Source organism: Pseudonocardia kujensis, assembly GCF_021283305.1.
GTDB lineage: Bacteria > Actinomycetota > Actinomycetes > Mycobacteriales > Pseudonocardiaceae > Pseudonocardia > Pseudonocardia kujensis.
The window spans coordinates 48,080-66,713 of the sequence record NZ_JAJSOK010000023.1; the positions used below are offsets into that span (position 1 = coordinate 48,080).

Here is an 18,634-nt window from a genome sequence, read left to right on the forward strand (position 1 = left end):
CCCGCTCCGCGACACACACAGCTCCTCTTCGAGCCCACCAGCGCTCCTCGCGCGGCTCGCACTCGGCGTGCCGCACCGTGGCCAAGCTGGTCAGACCAGCTCTCGCTGACAGCGAGGATGCCTTTCCTCGCCACCTCGCGTCAAGTGCGACGTACGCCGCGTCTCAGCACGAGAGACGCTGCGAAAACGCAAGATCTGGCAAAGTCCGCCCACCGCGGACGGCCACAGACACCACAACAGTCTTGCTGTATCCAGGAATCCGAAACAGCTGTTCAACCGGCTTCGGATTCCTCGGCGCGGCGGGCGCGGCGCCCCCATCCGCGCCCGGTCCCCCGCGTCGTCGTGACCCGGACGCCGACGAGGATCACCAAGCCGTACGCGATCGACAGCGACGCCGGGTCGAGGTTGAACAGCGGCAGCAGCGAGTTGAGCAACGTCAGGGCGATGGCGCCCACGACCGTGCCGAAGTACGTGCCGCGCCCGCCCAGGATCGAGGCCCCGCCGATGACCAGGGCTGCGATCGAGGCGAACAGGAAGGGCTGCCCGATCTCCAGGTAGGCCTTGCCGATGTACCCGGAGATGATCACGCCGGCGAACGCCGAGGCGGCCCCCGAAACCGCGTAGGTGATCATCCGGACCCGGCCGGTGTCGATGCCGGACAGCACGGCGACGACGTCGTTCTCCCCGGTCGCGTACACGCTGCGCCCGAATCGGGTGCGTGCGAGCACCACGGCCACCACCAGCGCCACCACGAGCCACACGACCGCGACGACCGGGATCGGCCCGAGGGCTCCGTTCGCGACGCCCGAGGCGATGGTCGGGACGTCGTTGCCGGTCGCCTTGAGCAGGCCGACGGCCAGCAGGTAGGCCTGCACGAGCCCGCCGACGCCCAGCGTCATGACGATCGGGGCGACCCCGAACACCGTCACGCCGATGCCGTTCACCAGCCCGACGAGCAGGCCCACCACCACGCAGACGACGACGGCCAGCACCTGGTTCATCCCGCCCGCGCACAGCACCGCCAGCTGGATGCCCCCGAAGGAGATCAGCCAGGGCACGGACAGGTCCAGGCCGCCGCCGAGCACCACCAGCGTCTGGCCGAGCGCGGCGAAGCCGACGAAGCTCGCGAACACGAGCAGCTGGCGGATGTTGTCCCCGGACGCGAAGCCGGCGGTGTGCACGGTGCCGACCACGAAGAGCACCAGCGCGAACAGGGCCGCACCCAGCGTGGTCCGGGAGCCGCGCAGGGCGGCGAGGACGCCGGTCATGTGACCCGCCTTCCGGACAGGCGGGCCACGAGCCCGCGGGTGAGCACGAGCACCAGCAACAGCCCGGAGGACGCGGCCGTGGTGACCCATACGTCGGCGTTCATCGCCGCGACGATGTCGTTGATCAGGGTCAGCGACAGCGCCGCCAGGACGGTGAGCCCGATCCCCCCGCGTCCGCCCAGCAGGCTGGTTCCGCCGATGACCACGGCGGCAACCGAGGTGAGGATGTAGCGGTCCCCGATCGTCGGGCTGCCGCTGGCCGTGAGGCCGCTGGAGAGCACGCCGGCGAACGCCGCGAGCAGCCCGGACAGCACGAACGCCGCCACCACCACCGCGCGGACCGGGGTCCCGTTGAGCCGGGCGCGCTCGGCGTCGGTCCCCACCGCGACCATGCGGTGCCCGAACCGAGAGCGGCGCAGCAGCAGCCAGGCCACCAGCAGGCCCACCACCACCAGCACCGAGTTCGGGATACCGGCGGTCTCGCCCGTCGCCAGCGCGACCGCCGCCGGGGGCGGCGTGCCGCCGTCGGTGCTCATGATCTTCAGCGCGATGCCGTCGAAGATCGTCCAGGTTGCCAGGGTCACGATGAACGGCTGCATTCCGACCGGCCCCACCAGGAGGCCGTTGAGCAGGCCGAGGCCGATCCCGACGGCCAGGGCGAGGGCGATCCAGCCGGGTCCGCCGCCCTGCGCGGAGGCGGTGACCACGGTCGCGACGGCGAGAATGCCGCCCACGGACAGGTCGAGCCCGCGGACGAGCACGACCATCGTCTGCGCCGCGGCGACGAGCACCAGCGGCAGCCCGGTCTGCAGGAGCAGCCCGATCTGGCCCAGGTCGGCCAGTGCGGGCTGCAGGACCAGGTCGACCACTGCCAGCACGAGGAAGATCGCGAGTGCCGCGACGAGGTCCCAGGGCACCGGACGGCGCCGCCGGGCACGCGGCCGGGCCGCCGGGGCGGCCGGGAGCTGCAGGTCGGTCATGGCGCGGGAGCCTCCTCGCCGGTGTCGTCGGCCCGGTGGGTGAGCGCGAGCCGCAGGATGCTCTCCTCCGAGAGCTCGCCACCGGCGGCGTCGAGCCGGCCGCGGACCCGTCCCTCCGCCATCACGTAGACGCGGTCGCAGAAGTGCGCGAGCTCGCTGAGGTCGCTGGAGTAGAAGACGACGCCGGTCCCCTTGGCCGCCAGCCCGGCGACCAGGGCGAAGATGTCGGCCTTGGTGCCGACGTCCACGCCGCGGGTGCAGTCGTGGAGCAGCAGCACGGTCGGCTCCCGGTAGAGCGCGCGGGCCAGGACCACCTTCTGCTGGTTGCCACCGCTGAGCATGGACACCGGCGCGTGCAGCCTGCCCTCGGGCAGCCCGGTGTCCCCCGCGACCGCCCGGGAGCGCTGCGCCTCCCGCCTGCGGTCGAGCAGTCCGCGCCGGACCAGCGAGAACAGGCTGCTCAGGCTCGAGTTCACGAGCACGGACCGGGTCAGCAGCAGGCCCTCGCGCTGGCGGTCCTCGGGCACATAGGTGATGCCCGCGCGGATCGCCTCGGCCGGGGTCGCCGGGTGGTGCTCGCGCCCCCGCACGGTGACCTCGCCGCCGGTCCACCGGGTGGCACCGGCCAGGGCCCGGAGCACCTCGCGCTGCCCCTGGCCCTGCAGCCCGCCGAGGCCGGCGATCTCACCGGCGCGGACCTCCAGGTCGAGCGGCCCGAGCCGTTCGCCGACGCGGCCGCCGCGGACCGCCACCACGACGTCCTCGCCCGGAGGGGTGCGCGGCGGGAACAACCGCTCGACGCGGCGGCCGAGCATCTCGGTGATCATCGTGTCGTCGTCGAACTCGTCGGGCCGGCCCACCAGCACGGTCGTGCCCGAGCGCAGCACGGTGAGCCGGTCCGCGACGTCGCGGACCTCGCCGAGACGGTGGGTGATCAGCAGGACGGCGCAGCCGCGGGCGGCCGCCTGACGACCCTGGTCGAGCACCCAGGAGCTGTCCGCGCTGGACAGCGCCGACGTGGCCTCGTCGAGGACCAGGACCCGTGGCTCGGCCGCGAGCGCCTTGACCACCTCGAGGAGCTGCCGTTCGGCGAGGTCGAGGTCGGCGACCCGGCGGCCGGGATCGAGCCGGTCCATCCCGAACCGTGCGAGCAGCTCGGCCGCGCGCCGCTGCAGGCGCCGGCCCGCGACCACGCCGGCGCGGTGCGGCTCGGCCCGGTACAGCAGGTTCTCGGCCACCGAGAGGTTCGCGATGCTGCTCAGCTCCTGGAACACCACGCGCACCCCGGCGCGCTGGGCCGCGGTGACCCCGCCGGGCGGCAGCTTCCGGCCCCCGAGGGACACGGTTCCCGCGTCCTGCCGGGTGACGCCGCCGAGGATCTTGATCAGCGTCGACTTGCCGGCGCCGTTCTCCCCGAGCAGGGCGTGCACGGTGCCGAACCGGGCGGTGAGGTCGACGCCGCGGAGCACCTGGTTGCGCCCGTAGGCCTTCTCCAGCCCGGTGACGACGAGCTCACGGGCGGGGCCGGCGGCGGGACCGGCGGCCGGGCCGCGGCCGGCCCCGGCCCCCGTGCCCGCGCCGTCGATGATGGTCACGAGCCCAGAACCGCGGCGGCGGTCAAGGCGTTCGGCCCGTAGGTGACGGGCGTGACCAGCGAGGGCGACCCGGTGGCGAAGTACGACTCGCCCTCCTTGATCACCTCGGCCTTCTGCTGGTGGGGGAAGTCGATGTCCGCTGCGGTCGACAGGTAGTTGGTGTCCCAGTAGACCTGGTCCTTCGGCACCGTCTCGCCCCGGAGGATCTTGACGGCCTGCTCGACGGCCATGCCGCCGACGAAGGCCGGAGCCCCGATGTAGAAGCACGGCAGCTTCAGCCGCTCGCACTCCTGCATGTTGCCGTTGATGTCCAGGCCGGTGGCCGGGACGGGTGTGCGGCCGGCCTTCTCGAACGCGGCGATCTGGCTGGAGATGTAGCCCCCACTGAGGATCCCGTCGATCCGGGTGTTCGCGGCGAGCTGCTGCGAGACGCCCTGCAGCTCCGGACCCGGCGCGTACTGGCTCGAGTAGGTCCCGACGACCTTGATGTCCGGGTACTTCTCGGCCAGCGTCTTGGTCCAGACGTCGACGAACGTGGTCGAGATCGGGATCCCCGGCAGGCCGGTGTCCATCAGGATGTTGCCCTTGCCCTGCAGGACGGTTCCCAGCCAGTTGACCATGTCCGCCGCCTCGGCCGCGTAGTCCTGGGGCATCGTGTGGGCGCACGGGGTCTGGGCGATCTGGTCGAAGGCGATGACCTTGATCCCCTGGGCACATGCCTGTTCGAGCGTGGGATTGAGCGCGGTCGGCGATGCGGCGTCGACCAGGATCGCGTCGGGCTTCTGCCGGATGATGGTCTGCAGGGATGCGATCTGCAGGTTCGGCTGGGTGTCGACGTTGCGGATCTGCAGGTCGACGATGTCGCGGTACTCCGGTGACCCGGCGACCAGCGTGGCGCCGTTCACCATCTGTGGCCGCCACTCGTTGCCCATGTAATTGTTCGACAGGACGATCGTGTACTTCTCCGTGGCGCCCGCCGCCTGTTGCGGCGGGCCCGCGCAGCCGGCCAGTGCAGCGAGAGCGGCACCCATGAGTGCTACGAGAGCCTTCTTCGTGGACATGCGAAACCTCCTGACGCAGTGCTGTGAGCAGTGCAGGGAGAGGCGCGTCGGGCGCGTCGAGCCGCGCCGGGCGCGCAGGACGGTCTGCTCGACCGGGCGGCCGAGAAGTGAGATCACGCCAACCGGGGGCACACGGGCCGAACAGGCGCCGGAGGCGTGAAACGGAAGGCGACGAGACGGGTGTCCGTCGAGCGCCCGGGGAAGAACGGACGGGACGAGCGGCGACGGAACACGACGGCCGGTGCCCGCGCAGTCTCAGGCGTGGGATCCAGAGGGCAGGTGCCGAGCCGAGATCGGTACGTGACGGTTCATAAGAACCTCCAGCGGTGAGTACCCGTCGTTGGATACAGCAAGGCGAGATCGTGGAGTACTTACCTACTACAGTCAAGTCCGTCGTCGTTACGCCTGTTCACGCGCAGGATTGCCGGCCAGCATCTGGACCGACCAGCGAACACCTTCGCGCCACTCGGGCTCCGGTGCGCGCCCCTCCGAGCTGGTCAGACCGGTCTGCGCGAAGGCGTCCGCGGCACGAGAGAGTGCTCGCCTCGCGGGCCGGGTCCCTCGCGTCGGGGACCATCTGGTCGGACCACCCGGGGTCGCCGAGCACGGGGGCCGCTCTCTGACGTACATCCAAGCACGTGTCATCAGGAGTCACTCACCAGCGAAAAACTGTACAACTCGGCCCGCCCCGGCGGTCTCGGCCTTGACTGCCACCGCTGGATGGGCCAGTCTTCTGGTCGCTGTATCCAAGGTCCGACCCAGCGGAGAGGACGGCAATGGTGCCGAGCAGTCGGAAGCGGACTCCCGCCTCACCGGTCATCCCCCTCGTCGACGAGATCGCGTCCGTCATCCGGGAGCGGATCTACACCCACCGCTACCCGACCGGGTCCTGGCTCCGGCAGGAGCACCTCTCCGCGGAGCTCGGGGTCAGCCGAACGCCGCTCCGTGAGGCTCTGCGCATCCTGGAGCAGGAGGGCCTCGTGCAGGTCAAGGCGGGCCAGGGCGCCCGGGTCGTGACCGGGGACCTGGACACCCTGCTCGACGCCTACCAGCTGAGGGCGGTCGTCGACGGGCTCGCCGCCCGGCTGGCCGCCGAGCGGGCGACCCGGTCCGGGGTCCGGCTGCTCAGGCAGGCGATCCAGATCCAGCAGGCAACGATCGAGCCGTGGGAGCCGCGGCAGTACACCCAGTCCAACGTCGACTTCCACGAGCAGGTGCTGGACCTGTCGGGGAACGACTTCGTCCTCGGTCAGAGCTCCATCATCCGTATGACGGCTCAGGTCTTCGCCCCCGTGGCACTCGTGAGCCCGGATACCGCGTCCCGCGCGATCGGGGAGCACAGTGCGATCGCGGACGCGATCGAGGCCGGTGACGGCCCCGGTGCCGAGCACCTCGCCCGCGACCACATCGAGGCGACGATCGCCCAGCTCCGGGCGAACCGGGGCGACGACTCCCGCCGGACCGGGGACGCTTCCTGACCTCCCCGTTCCACCCCCGCAACCTGCGCCACAGAGGAGTGACAGCCGGATGCCCACCTATTACGTCGCCTCCGACATCGGCGGCACGTTCACCGACACCGTGGTGATCGACGACGCCGGTGGCGTCGGCCGCTACAAGTCGTCCACCGTCCCGGACAACCCCGCCCAAGGTGTTCTCGACACCCTCGTCCTCGCCGCCGACGAGCGCGGTGTCGCGCTGGCGGACCTGTTGGCGGACGTCGAGGTGTTCGCCCACGGCACGACGGTCGCCACGAACGCGATGCTGGAGGGCAGGCACCGCAAGGTCGGCCTGATCCAGACCCGCGGGTTCGGCGACACACTGAGCGTGATGCGCGGGTTCAAGAGCATCGGGCTCGACGAGGAGGAGGTCAAGCGCTTCCGCACGCTCGTCAAGCAGCCCGCCGCGGTGCCGCGGCGGCTCATCGCCGAGGTCACCGAGCGGATCGACTATGCGGGTCGCGTGGTTTCGCCGCTCGACGAGGCGGACGTGCGCCGCGCGGTCTCCGACCTGCGCGCCGCAGGCGCCGAGGTCTTCGCGGTCTCGCTGTTGTGGTCCTTCGCCAACGACGCCCACGAGCGCCGGGTCGCGGAGATCATCGCCGAGGAGGTGCCGGGCGCTTCGGTGACGCTGTCGTCGGAGTTCCTGCCGCGCATCGGCGAGTACGAGCGCACCCTGACCACGGCGGTGAACGCCAGCCTGCGCCCGGTCCTCAGGACCTCCCTCGACTCCTTCGAGTCGACGCTGACGAAGGCCGGTCTGCGCGCGGACCCGCTGCTCATGCAGTCCAACGGCGGCCTGGCGACCTTCGCCGAGGTGGAGAAGCGCGCCGCCGCGACGGTGATGTCCGGGCCGGTCGGCGGCGTCGTCGCCTCGCAGTTCCTCGGCGCCCGCTCCGGCCACCGCAACGTGGTCACCACGGACATGGGCGGCACCAGCTTCGACGTCGGGCTGGTGCTCGACGGCCGCCCGGTCATGTCCAACACCACGCTGATCGGCCGGGACGAGCTCGCCCTGCCCTCGGTGGCGGTGCGGGCCATCGGTGCCGGCGCGGGCTCGATCGCGTCGGTGCGCAACGGCGTACTGCAGGTCGGCCCCGAGTCGGCGGGCGCGCGCCCCGGCCCGGCCTGCTACGGCCGCGGCGGCACCCTGCCCACGGTCGCCGACGCCGACCTCGTGCTCGGCTACCTCAACCCGGACAACTTCCTGGGCGGCAGGCTGACCCTCGACGTCGAGAAGGCCCGCGCGGCGATCGACGAGCACGTCGCGAAGCCCACCGGCCTCACGGTCGAGCAGGCCGCCGAGGGCATCAAGACCATCGTCGACGCCCGCATGGCCGACCTGGTGCGGCAGGTGACCGTCGAGCAGGGCTACGACCCCACGGACTTCACCGTGTTCGCCTACGGCGGCGCGGGCCCGCTGCACGCCTTCTCCTACGGCGCCGAGCTGGGCTGCCCACAGATCGTCGTGCCGATCACCGCGTCCGTGCACTCGGCGTTCGGCATCGGCTGCTCCGACCTGACCATGGTCGAGGAGCTGTCCAAGCCGATGCAGACCCCGCCCGGCACCACGGACCACGCGTCCGCGCTGCCCCCCGCCGAGCTCAACGCCACGTTCGACGAGCTCGCCGCCCGCGCCCGCCGCGACCTCGTCGCCGCGGGTGCCGCCGAGGACTCGATCAGCATCGCCCGGTCGGTCGAGATCCGCTTCCGCGCGCAGATCCACGTCCTGACCGTCCCGGTCGAGGCCGAGACGCTGACGGCGGCGGACGTGAACGCCGTGGTCGAGCGGTTCGTCGAGGTCTACGAGGGCCGCTTCGGCAAGGGCGCCGCGTTCCTGGAGGGCGGCGTGGAGATCACCACCTTCCGGGTCGTCGCCACCAGCCCGGTCCCCCGCGCCGAGTTCGACACCGGCGCACAGGCGGCGGGCTCGGGTGAGCCCGGGCTGCGCCGCGTCTTCTCCGGCGGCGAGTGGCGTGAGGCGAAGGTCTACCGCGCCGAGCACCTGCACGACGGGCTGCGGATCGAGGGCCTGGCGATCGTGGAGCTGCGCGACACCACGGTCGTCATCGGGCCGGACCAGGACGCCGAGGTCGACGGCTTCGGCGACATCATCATCCAGAACCGCTGACCGAAGAGGACCGGCGATGACGAACCCCACCTCCACCGACACTCCGCACGCCGTGGACCCGGTCACCTTCGAGGTCATCCGGCACAAGCTCTGGTCCATCAACTCCGAGGGCGCCACGACGGTCGAGCACGTCTCCGGCTCGCCGGTCGTGCACGCCACGGACTACAACTTCGGCATCTACACCGCCGCCGGCGAGATGGCGATCATCGGGACGTACCTGCTCACGCCCATCTACACCGGCGCCATGGCGATCGAGGTGTTCCTCGACCGCTACGACGACATCGAGCCCGGCGACGTCTTCATCATCAACGACCCGTACCTCGCGGCCATGCACCAGAACGACGTCCAGTTCTGCAAGCCGGTCTTCCGCGACGGGGAGATCGTCGCCTGGCTGGGCTGCATGGCCCACCAGGTGGACCTGGGCGGCATGGACCCGGGCAGCTGGTGCACCACGGCCACGGACGTGTTCCAGGAGGGCATCCGGATCCCGCCGGGCCGGATCGTGCGCCGCGACGTGCTCAACCAGGAGCTGTGGGACACGATCGTCCTCAACTCCCGCATGCACGACACGGTGGCCAACGACTTCCGCGCCTTCCTCGCCGGGCTGCGGGTCGCCGAGCAGCGCTTCCACGAGCTGTGCGACCGCTACGGCGCCGCGCAGGTCAAGGCGACCATGGAGCGCACGCTGGACAACTCCGAGGCCGAGCTGCGGGCGATGCTGCAGGAGCTGCCGGACGGGGTGTACGAGCACACGTCCTACCTCGACCGGCCCGCGGCCGACTCCGTCGAGCTGCTCCAGGTCCCCTGCCGGATGACGAAGACCGGCGACCGGATCGTCTTCGACTTCTCGGAATCCAGCCCCCAGTCCCCGGCCTATGGCATGACCACCCGCGGCGGGCTGCTCGGCGCCGTCGCCACGCTCATGCTGTGCACCTTCGGCTCCGACATCCCGTGGAACCACGGGCTGATGCGGCCGGTCGAGGTCGTGGCGCCGGACGGGCTGTGCGTCACCGCCGTCGAGCCGATGCCGGTGTCCGGTGGCGCGGCCGGCGCGAACTGGACGGCCACCTGCTCGGCGGGCGGCGCGATCGCCAAGATGCTGTCCTTCAGCGAGAAGTACGAGAACCACGCGTTCGGCCCGTCGGACGGCTCGTGGCAGCTCAACCAGTTCGGCGGGATCGACCAGCACGGCGAGCCGTTCGCGTCGATGTACATGGACTCGCTGCTGTGGGGCGGGCCCGCGTTCTCCTTCCGGGACGGCGTCGACACCGGCGGCTCCATGGTCATCCTCGGCGGCGGGGCCGGTGACGTCGAGCAGCAGGAGATGCGACACCCCCTGCTCTACCTCTGGCGACGCCAGGTCCCCGACTCCGGCGGCGCCGGCACCTTCCGCGGCGGCAACGGCATCCAGTTCGCGCTGACCCCGATCGACACGGCCGAGGTCACCGGTGTGCTGGGCACGCACGGCGTCACCCTGCCGAACCGGACCGGGCTGTTCGGCGGGCTGCCAGGCTCCTGCGCGCGGTTCGAGCGGGTCACCGGGTCCGGGGTGCTGGACCACCTCGGCGAGGGCCGCCCGGTGGGCGCGTTGACCGAGCTGGCGGGCGAGCACCAGGTGCTGCCGGGCGTCTCCCCCGCCGCACGGATCGCGCACGGGGACGTCTTCGAGTGCACCGTGCAGAACGGCGGCGGCTACGGCGACCCCCTGCTCCGCGACCCCGCCCGCGTCGCGGCCGACGTGGAGGCGGGCGCGGTCTCGCTCGACGCGGCCGCGCGCCTCTACGGCGTCGCCTTGTCCGACGGCGCGGTGGACCCGGACGGCACCGACACCCTGCGGGCGTCGATCCGCGAGGCCCGCAGGGCGCGGATGACCGCGCCCGAGCGCAGCACCGTGGCCGCGGGCGAGCCCACCGGGATCTGGGGCGCCTCGCTGCTCACCCATGAGGGCGGTATCGCCTCCTGCCGGCACTGCTCCACCGTGCTCGGCCCGATCGGCGACGGCTGGGAGGCCATCGCGGGCCGGGTGGTCCTCGGACCGGACGACCTGGGGTCCCGGGTGGAGGTCCACGCCGACCTGGCGACCGTCGCCTACGTCTGCCCGGAATGCGTCACCGCGCTGTGGGTGGACACGGAGCCCGCAGAAGGCAAGGCCTGGAAGGACTTCGTCCTGACCGCCTGATCGGGCGCCGCCCGAGCCGGTCCGGCTCACGCCGGGCCGGCCGGGTGCCGCTCTCCCGGTATCCTCGGGATGCGCCGAACTGTCGGCACTGACCATGAGAATCCCGGAAGGTGTGCGGGTGACGACCGAGGCGGACGGACGGGTTTTCCAGCGCGTCGTCGACTACGTCCAGAACGCGATCGCCTCCGGCGACCTCAAGCCCGGCGACCGTCTTCCCAGCGAGCGGGAGCTCGTGGAGAAGTTCTCGATCGGTCGGGCCTCCGTCCGGGAGGCGCTGCGGGTCCTCGAGAGCATGGAGCTCGTCCGCTCCCAGCCGCGTGATCCCCGTGGACCGTTGGTGCTGCCCGTCTCGGTCGGGCCGGTCCGGCGCTCGGTGGCCATGCTCACCTCCGCGAAGGTCTTCACCCTCGGCGAACTCGTCCAATTCCGCATGATCGCAGACGCCTCGGCGAACCTGCTGGCGGCGAACCGCCGCACCGAGGCGCAGCTCGTCGGCCTCGAACGCAACATGGCACGAATGCGGGAGTCGATGCGGAGCGGCTACCGCGAGTTCGGCAGGGCCGACGCGGAGTTCCACGAGCTCGTGGCCGCGGCGGGCGGCAACCAGCTCGTCCAGGTCTACGGCGACGTCACCCGCGAGGCGATCCAGACCCTCATCGCGCAGACGATCCTCGACGCGTCCGACCAGAACGCGCACATGCTGCAGTCGATCCGGCACCACCGGGCGGTCTTCGACGCCATCGCCGACCGCGACGGGCTGCTCGCCTCCCGGCTGGCCCGGGAGACCCTCTACGCCTACTACGCCGGCTACGTCGACGACGCGGAACGCGCCGTCATGGCGGATCTGGTCCGCGAGTGCGGCGGACGCGTGCCGACCGGCTGACTCCGCGGCGCCGGGAACTGCCGGATGTCAGGCCGCCCGGGCACGGAGAAGCCGTCGCGCACGCCGCGCCGCCGCCGACCGGTGACGGGGGTGTCCACGCGGAACTCGACACGCGCGAACGCCTGTCTCGTCCGCTGCATCGTGAGCTCGTCCTCCGCGCCCCGTCGACGAACTCGAAGACCGACCGCGGCACCCGGTGGCGAGCGGAGGCCCGCAGGTCCTCGACGGTCACCGCCCGGGCGAGTCGCCGGCGTCGTGCGCTCAGCTGCAGTGGCTCGACCCCGAGCAGCGGGCTGACCTCGGACCACCGCAGGACCCGCCGGCGTACCGGCTGTCGAGCGGGGGCCGTGGCCGACCCGGCCGGGGCCGGGCCGGGAGCAGTCGTCGTCATCGACTTCCTCGTCGTCTTCTCCGACCGAGCACGCCTGACGCCGGCTCCTGATGCGGGCGTCCTCCGGTCGAGCACCCGCCCGCCGTGGATACAGAGGGGCCGATTCCCCTACAGGACGCGTGGGGTCAAGAGCATCTCGCGATTCCCCCGGCATCGCACTGCACTACACGCAGGTGAGAGCCCTTTATGCCTCCGACGCCTTGACCCTGCGCGACCGACCAGGCATCCTCAACGCGGGCAGGCTGGTCGGACCAGCTCGGACCAGAGGCGCCCGGCAGCCCCGGCCGCGTCCAAGACTGGGGACGATGTCGTCCAGAGGAGATTTCGCTGATGAGCTCGTCGTCGAGCTTCGCACTTCCCGAAGTGCCACCCGGACTGCCGATCGGCTCCGGATGGGCGACGGACGTGGAGTCCGCGCCGATCGTGTTCCCCTACGACGGATCGGTCGTCGCCCAGGCGCCCGTCGGCTCCGTCGCTCACGCGCAGGCCGCCCTCGAGGCGGGGCTGGCGGCGGTCCGTCCGGTGGGGAAGCTCAGCTCGGCCTCCCGGCGGGCGATCCTGCTCGACGTCGAGCGTGAGCTCGCCGCGAACGAGGAGCAGTTCGTCGACCTGCTCGTCGCCGAGACGGGCAAGACCCGGTCGGACTGCGCGGTCGAGTTCTCCCGCACGCTCTTCACGTGGGCCGCGACCGCCGAGGAGGTCTCGCACCTCCACGGTGAGACGGTGCCCCTCGACCTGCAGGCCTCCGGGGCCGGGATGGTCGGCTTCTGGCAGCGGAAGCCGATCGGGCTGGTCATCGGCGTCGCAGGCTTCAACGGCCCGCTCCTGCTCGCCAGCCACAAGATCGCGCCGGCGATCGCGGCGGGCTGCCCGGTCATCTGCAAACCCGCCCCCGCCACCCCGCTGGCCACCCTGTGGCTCGCCGACATCGTGCGGCGGGCGGCGGCCACGCACGGGGCGCCGCCCGAGATCGTCCAGATCGTCACCGGTGACGCCGAGGTGGGGCGCACGCTCGTCACCGACCCGCGGGTCGGCGCGGTGTCCTTCACCGGCTCCGCCGCGGTCGGCCATCAGATCGCCCGGGACGCCGCCCCGCGCAAGACCCTGCTGGAGCTGGGGTCCAACGCGGCGCTCGTCGTGGACGTGGACGCCGACCTGGACAAGGCCGCGGACGCGGTACTGCGGGGCGGCTTCTACTTCAACGGGCAGGCCTGCATCGCCGTGCAGCGTGTGATCGTCTGCGCTCCGGTCGTCGACGACTTCGTGTCCCGGCTGAGCGCCCGCATCGGCGAGCTGACGGTGGGCGACCCACGCGAGCCCGGCACGAGGGTCGCTCCGCTGATCAACGAGGCCTCCACCCGGCGCGTCCTGACATGGATCGAGGAGGCCGAGCAGGCCGGGGCGAAGGTGCTGCACGGCGGGCGGGTCGTGGACCGCACCATCGAGCCCACGATCCTGCTGGACGTCCCCGAGAGCGCCAACGCCTGGTGCGAGGAGATCTTCGCGCCGGTCGTGGCCATCCGCTCCGTGCCGGACCTGCCGAGCGCGCTCGAGGCGGTGAACCGCTCGCGGTACGGCCTGCACGCCAGTGTGTTCACTCGCTCCCTGGCCACCGCGTTCGCCGCGATCGAGGAGCTCGAGGTGGGCGGTGTCGTGATCAACGAGGTGCCCGGCTTCCGGTCGGACATCATGCCCTACGGCGGGGTGAAGGACTCCGGGATCGGCCGCGAGGGCCCGCGGTTCGCGATCGAGGAGCTGACCGTGACCCGCATGGCCATCATCCGGCCGGAATGAGAAGGACTGCGATGACCGACAACCCCTACGCGAACCTGTTCCGCCTCGACGGGCGCCGCGCAGTCCTCATCGGCGCCGGCGGCATCGGCCGCGAGGTCGCCCTCGCGCTCGCCGCTCACGGCGCCTCCGTCGTCGCCGTCGACAAGGACTCCGACACGGCGAAGGACACCGCGTCCGCCGTGGACGGGGAGGCGGTGACCCTCGACATCACCGACGTCGAGGCCGTGCAGCGCGCGGCGGTCGACCTCGGCGACATCGACGTCCTCGTCCTCACCGCCGCGATGAACGTGCGCAAACGGATCCTCGTCTACAGCGTCGAGGAGTTCGACCGGGTCAGCGGACTCAACCTGAAGGCCACGTTCACCGTCCTGCAGGCCTTCGGGCGGGAGATGGTCCGCCGCGGCACGGGCAGCATCGTGGTCTTCTCCTCGGTGCGCGGCTTCGTCGTCGAGCCCGGACAGTCCGTCTACGCCGCCACGAAGGCCGGCGCGATCCAGCTGGTCAAGACCGCGGCAGCCGAGTTCGGCGAGGCGGGGGTCCGGGTCAACGCCGTCGCACCCGGCGTTGTCGAGACGCCGCTGACCACCCAGATCAAGGCGGACAAGGGCTGGTACGACGCCTACGCGACGAAGGGCGCCCTCGGCCGCTGGTCCCAGCCGTCGGAGCTGGCCGGCGCGGTCGTCTACCTCGCCTCGGACGCGGCCAGCTTCGTCACCGGCTCGACCATGATGGTCGACGGCGGCTGGACTGCGGTCGACGGGCGCTTCACCCCTCCCGCCTGACCGAGCCGGGCGGCCTCGTTCCGCAACCCGGCAGTGGATCGGCGCGGCCCCGTGAACCGGGGCCGCGCCGATCCCTGCTGCGCTCCGCAGCTCTCTCCATCCTGCAGACCCATTTGGGAGACGTTCATGTCGGACAACACTGCAGTTGCCGCACGACTCGAACGCAGCACCTTGCGCGCGGTGACCCTGCGCCTCGCGGTCCTGCTGTTCTTCGTCTACATCCTCAACTACCTCGACCGCACCAACATCTCGATCGCCAAGCTGCAGATGCAGCCGGACCTCGGCCTCAGCGAGGCCGCGTTCGGTCTCGGTGCCGGGCTGTTCTTCGTCGGCTACGTGCTGTTCGAGGTGCCCAGCAACATGATCCTGCACAAGGTCGGCGCGCGACTCTGGATCGCCCGCATCATGTTCACCTGGGGTCTGGTGTCCATGGCGATGTTCCTGGTGCAGGGGGAGTGGAGCTTCTACGTCCTGCGCTTCCTGCTCGGCGTCGCCGAAGCGGGCCTCGTTCCCGGGGTCGTCCTGTACCTCTCGCAGTGGGTTCCCGCCCAGCGCCGCGCGCGGTTGATCGGCATCTTCTACCTCGCCGTCCCCATCTCCACGGTCATCGGTGCCCCACTCTCGAGCTGGCTCATGGGCTTCACCCCGTGGGGACTGACCGGCTGGCAGTTCATGTTCCTGGTGGAGGGTGCGCCTTGCCTGGTCATGGCCTTCGTCGTCTTCCGCTTCCTCACCGATCGCCCGTCGCAGGCGACCTGGTTGACCGACCAGCAGCGTGCCTGGCTGCTCGGCGAGCTGGAGCGCGAGGAGGCGGCTCATGACGCCGCGGGCCACCGACCGGGCACGCTCGCGGCGGCGGCGAAGGATCTCGGTGTGCTCGGGATGTCGGCCGCGTTCTTCTGCATGATCATCCCGATCTATGCGCTGGCGTTCTTCCTGCCCACGATCGTGAAGCAACTCGGCACCTTCACGACCGGTCAGATCGGTCTGCTGACCGCGATCCCGTACCTGTTCGCCGCCCTGGTGATGTGGTTCCTCTCGCGCAACTCCGATCGAACTGGCGAGCGGACCTGGCACTACGTCATCACGACCCTCGTCGGCGTCGTCGGGCTGGTGCTCGCGGCCTCGAGCCTGAGCACGTCGCCCGTCCTGGCCCTGGTCGGCTTCACCCTCGGCGCGATCGGCTGCCTCTCGCCCCTGGCCGTGTTCTGGGCCCAGGCGCCGTACCTGCTCCGCGGGGCTGCGGCCGCAGGCGGCATCGCCCTGATCGCGGCGATCGGCAACATCGCCGGCTTCGTGTCCCCCTATATGGTGGCGCTGATCAAGGGCGAGGGCCCGGGCCTGGGCAACAGTGCGGCGGCGATCACCACCGCCGCGGTCTTCCTCGCGTTGGCCGCGTCCTCGATGTTCGGTGTGGGGCGCCGCATCGCCCGTCGCGGCGCGACGCCCGCTGAACCGCAGCACTCCGTCATCCGGGCCACGGAGACCTGAGAGGCGATCCGGCGCGGAAACGGACCCTCCCGCCGTGGGTCTGGCCGGAGCCGGCAAGGTGGGGCTCGTCCTCGCCGGGGCTCTCCGGCGCCCCGGTCACCACATCGCAGCGGTCCGGGATTCCCACGAGGCCGCGCAGGACCGTGCGGAGCAGTCGTTTCCCTCGATCCAGCGGGTGGCTATCGCGTCGGACCTGGCCCTCCACGCCGGTCTCGTCATCGTCGCGGTGCCCGACGACGGGCTCGGGGGTGTCGTCGAGACCCCCGCAGCCGGACCCGAGCCGTGGCGGGGAGTGACGGTCGTTCACGTCAGCGGTCGATACGGGTCGCAGGTGCTCCAGCCTCTCGCCGGTGACCATCGTGAGCCAGATCAGGACGGCCCGGTCCGGGTCGTCCCACGATGCGTCGAGGACGCGAGCAGCCTCCGACGTCGGCGGCTGAGGCTTGGCCGGCGGCTGCTTCGGTGGTTCCGCGTGCTCGGGGGTTCCTTCCCAGCCACTGCCAGCGCACGGCACGGCGCAGCGCTCCGCTGAGGACGACAGGGATCTTCCGGATCGTCGACCGTGCACGGGGCGTGCGGCCGGCAGCGGTGGTCACAGTCGTGCGAGGTCGTCTTCCAACCCTCGATCGCCTTCCGGCGGTTGCAGTGGGTCCGGCAACGGCGGAGCTCCGCGTGGAACGAGTCGAAGACCTGGGACGAGAGCGCGCCAGCTTGACCTTGCCGACCAGCGGCGGGATGTGGGTGTTCGCCAGGTTCCCGCACGTCGACTTCGTCGTGCGTTCGACCTCGAGGAGCGCGACAGGCTGCTCCATGAGTCGGGCCACCGAGGCCGAGGTCCGCGGGTTCAGCCTGTCGTCGACCTGCACGAGGAGCCGCAAGGTCTTCTCCGCCTCTGCGGCGGCGCCGGGGCCGTTGCGGTCGTTCTCCTGCAGGTAGGGCCGCTTCTTGCGGATCGCTCGCGACCTGCGTACACCCAGACGCGATACGAGCCGCTGGGCAGCTGCGTGATCTCACCCCGTTGGCCGATGCGACGCCGGTGCTGGCTCGGCGGCATGGCACGAGAGTAGGGCGCCTCGCGCCATAACCGGCGCCACAACACGACCGGCCGGAGAGTCGGGAGACTCATCCGGCCTGCTCAGAAAGGGTGGAGCTGAGGGGATTCGAACCCCTGACCCCTTGACTGCCAGGCACTTCAAGCGACGAGCTGAAGCGTGCGCGACGCAGCCGACCACGCGCAGCGCGTCCGCTCGTGTCCGCCCCTGTCCCCACTCCCCCACCGCGGTTGTCACTCAGTTAGTCGCTCAGACCCGACAGCACGCCGGGGCGTTGCTGCTGATCGATTAGCCTGCCGCCGTGCAAGATGACGAGAAGGTCGTGCCCTTCGAGGCGCTCGCCGACACCGACCTGATCGTCGACCAGCTCTATGACGGCGGCCAGACCGGGACGATGGCCGACGATCCACTCGCGCGGCTCCTACCGGTGGGCAACCAGGGCGGGTTTCGCTACTCCGGGTCGCCGAGGAAGGGCACGGTCCGCCTCGCCGTGCTCTACACGACCGGCGCCGAACCTGACTGGCCCGACGTGCTTGATCCACAGACAGGGGTCTTCACCTACTACGGCGACAACCGGAGCCCGGGCCACGAGCTGCACGACACCCGCCGCTGGGGCAACCTGCTGCTTCGCGACGCATTCGACTGGAGCCACGAGTCCGCCGACGCACGGCAGCGCATCCCACCCTTCCTGCTCTTCGAGAAGGCCGCACCTGGGCGCAGGATCATGTTCCGCGGCCTACTCGCTCCCGGCGGCGCCGGACTCTCCTCCGATGATGAGCTGCAGGCGATCTGGCGCAGCACAGGTGGACGGCGATTCCAGAACTACCGTGCCCGCTTCACCGTGCTCGATGTCGCCCGCATCGAGCGAGCATGGATAGCGGACATCCTCGACGGCCAAGCTGCCGAGAGCCCCCTTTGCCCGCCAGAGTGGTCAGCATGGGTGGAGGGCCGGAAGTACACACCGATGCTGGCCCCGTCCACGACGGTCGTCCGCAGCCGAACCGAGCAACTTCCCTCCGACGCAGCCGGCCGAGCCATCCTCACCGAGATCCGGGAAGCCTTCCGGGGTCGCGAGCACGACTTTGAGCCCTGCGCGGTCGAGCTGTGGCGACTGATCGCACCCGCGACAGGCCGATGCGACGTGACCCAAGCCAGCCGCGACGGGGGCCGCGATGCAGTCGGCGAGTACGTCGTGGGCCCGGCGTCAGACCCGATCACGATCGACTTCGCCCTCGAAGCCAAGTGCTACAGCGAGACCAACTCCATTGGGGTCCGAGAGGTTGCACGCCTCATCTCCAGACTCCGCCACCGCCACTTCGGCGTCTTCGTCACCACGTCGCACTTCAACCAACAGGTCTACTCCGAGGTGCGCGCCGACGGACACCCCATTGCACTGATCTGCGGCCGGGACATCGTCGAGGCTCTTCGCGCCGCCGGACACTCAGACGTGCTGGCCGTCAAGGCGTGGCTCCGTCAGTTCGAATCGACCGCCGCGGAAAGGCTGATGGATCGACCCGAGTAGGATGCTCCC

Annotated in this window: 13 protein-coding genes; 9 read left to right on the forward strand and 4 right to left on the reverse strand. The window is 71.0% G+C overall.

Translation table 11 applies throughout. From position 1 onward, the window contains the following. Positions 1 to 272: 272 nt before the first annotated feature. The 4 genes from LWC35_RS17865 to LWC35_RS17880 are packed head-to-tail and all read right to left on the reverse strand — an operon-like array spanning position 273 to position 4,904. Positions 273 to 1,268 carry an ABC transporter permease gene (locus LWC35_RS17865; protein WP_232871284.1) on the reverse strand — a complete coding sequence of 332 codons (996 nt, stop codon included), beginning with the start codon at positions 1,266 to 1,268 and terminating at the stop codon, positions 273 to 275. After that, positions 1,265 to 2,248 carry an ABC transporter permease gene (locus LWC35_RS17870; RefSeq protein WP_232871285.1) on the reverse strand — a complete coding sequence of 328 codons (984 nt, stop codon included), beginning with the start codon at positions 2,246 to 2,248 and terminating at the stop codon, positions 1,265 to 1,267. Before LWC35_RS17870 ends, LWC35_RS17865 begins: the two co-directional genes overlap by 4 nt. Beyond that, positions 2,245 to 3,843 (reverse strand): sugar ABC transporter ATP-binding protein, encoded by a 1,599-nt coding sequence (locus LWC35_RS17875; protein ID WP_232871286.1) that lies wholly within the window; start codon positions 3,841 to 3,843, stop codon positions 2,245 to 2,247. Before LWC35_RS17875 ends, LWC35_RS17870 begins: the two co-directional genes overlap by 4 nt. Beyond that, positions 3,840 to 4,904: a substrate-binding domain-containing protein gene (locus tag LWC35_RS17880; RefSeq protein ID WP_232871287.1), complete on the reverse strand. Its 1,065-nt coding sequence runs from the start codon at positions 4,902 to 4,904 to the stop codon at positions 3,840 to 3,842. Before LWC35_RS17880 ends, LWC35_RS17875 begins: the two co-directional genes overlap by 4 nt. A gap of 776 nt (positions 4,905 to 5,680) precedes the next feature. On the opposite strand from LWC35_RS17880, the gene LWC35_RS17885 reads away from it, so the two are divergent. From LWC35_RS17885 to LWC35_RS17920, 9 genes are all read left to right on the forward strand, one after another. Further along, on the forward strand, positions 5,681 to 6,382 hold the full coding sequence (locus LWC35_RS17885; protein ID WP_232871288.1) for a GntR family transcriptional regulator: 702 nt from the start codon (positions 5,681 to 5,683) through the stop codon (positions 6,380 to 6,382). Between the two features lie 49 nt (positions 6,383 to 6,431). After that, positions 6,432 to 8,531 carry a hydantoinase/oxoprolinase family protein gene (locus LWC35_RS17890; RefSeq protein WP_232871289.1) on the forward strand — a complete coding sequence of 700 codons (2,100 nt, stop codon included), beginning with the start codon at positions 6,432 to 6,434 and terminating at the stop codon, positions 8,529 to 8,531. A gap of 16 nt (positions 8,532 to 8,547) precedes the next feature. Beyond that, positions 8,548 to 10,710: a hydantoinase B/oxoprolinase family protein gene (locus LWC35_RS17895; RefSeq protein ID WP_232871290.1), complete on the forward strand. Its 2,163-nt coding sequence runs from the start codon at positions 8,548 to 8,550 to the stop codon at positions 10,708 to 10,710. A 118-nt stretch (positions 10,711 to 10,828) separates the two neighbouring features. After that, positions 10,829 to 11,593 carry a FadR/GntR family transcriptional regulator gene (locus LWC35_RS17900; protein ID WP_232871291.1) on the forward strand — a complete coding sequence of 255 codons (765 nt, stop codon included), beginning with the start codon at positions 10,829 to 10,831 and terminating at the stop codon, positions 11,591 to 11,593. Positions 11,594 to 12,314: 721 nt separating this feature from the next. Continuing rightward, positions 12,315 to 13,778: an aldehyde dehydrogenase family protein gene (locus tag LWC35_RS17905; RefSeq protein ID WP_232871292.1), complete on the forward strand. Its 1,464-nt coding sequence runs from the start codon at positions 12,315 to 12,317 to the stop codon at positions 13,776 to 13,778. Positions 13,779 to 13,789: 11 nt separating this feature from the next. Beyond that, entirely contained in the window at positions 13,790 to 14,560 is a 771-nt protein-coding gene (locus LWC35_RS17910) for an SDR family NAD(P)-dependent oxidoreductase (protein WP_372463060.1), read from the forward strand. Between the two features lie 180 nt (positions 14,561 to 14,740). Next, positions 14,741 to 16,051: an MFS transporter gene (locus LWC35_RS17915; RefSeq protein ID WP_232871294.1), complete on the forward strand. Its 1,311-nt coding sequence runs from the start codon at positions 14,741 to 14,743 to the stop codon at positions 16,049 to 16,051. Continuing rightward, entirely contained in the window at positions 15,972 to 16,583 is a 612-nt protein-coding gene (locus LWC35_RS40965; RefSeq protein ID WP_372463061.1) for a hypothetical protein, read from the forward strand. The genes LWC35_RS17915 and LWC35_RS40965 overlap by 80 nt, the downstream gene beginning before the upstream one ends. Before the next feature lie 821 nt (positions 16,584 to 17,404). Continuing rightward, positions 17,405 to 18,625 carry a restriction endonuclease gene (locus LWC35_RS17920; RefSeq protein WP_232871295.1) on the forward strand — a complete coding sequence of 407 codons (1,221 nt, stop codon included), beginning with the start codon at positions 17,405 to 17,407 and terminating at the stop codon, positions 18,623 to 18,625. The last annotated feature ends 9 nt before the right edge of the window (positions 18,626 to 18,634 follow it).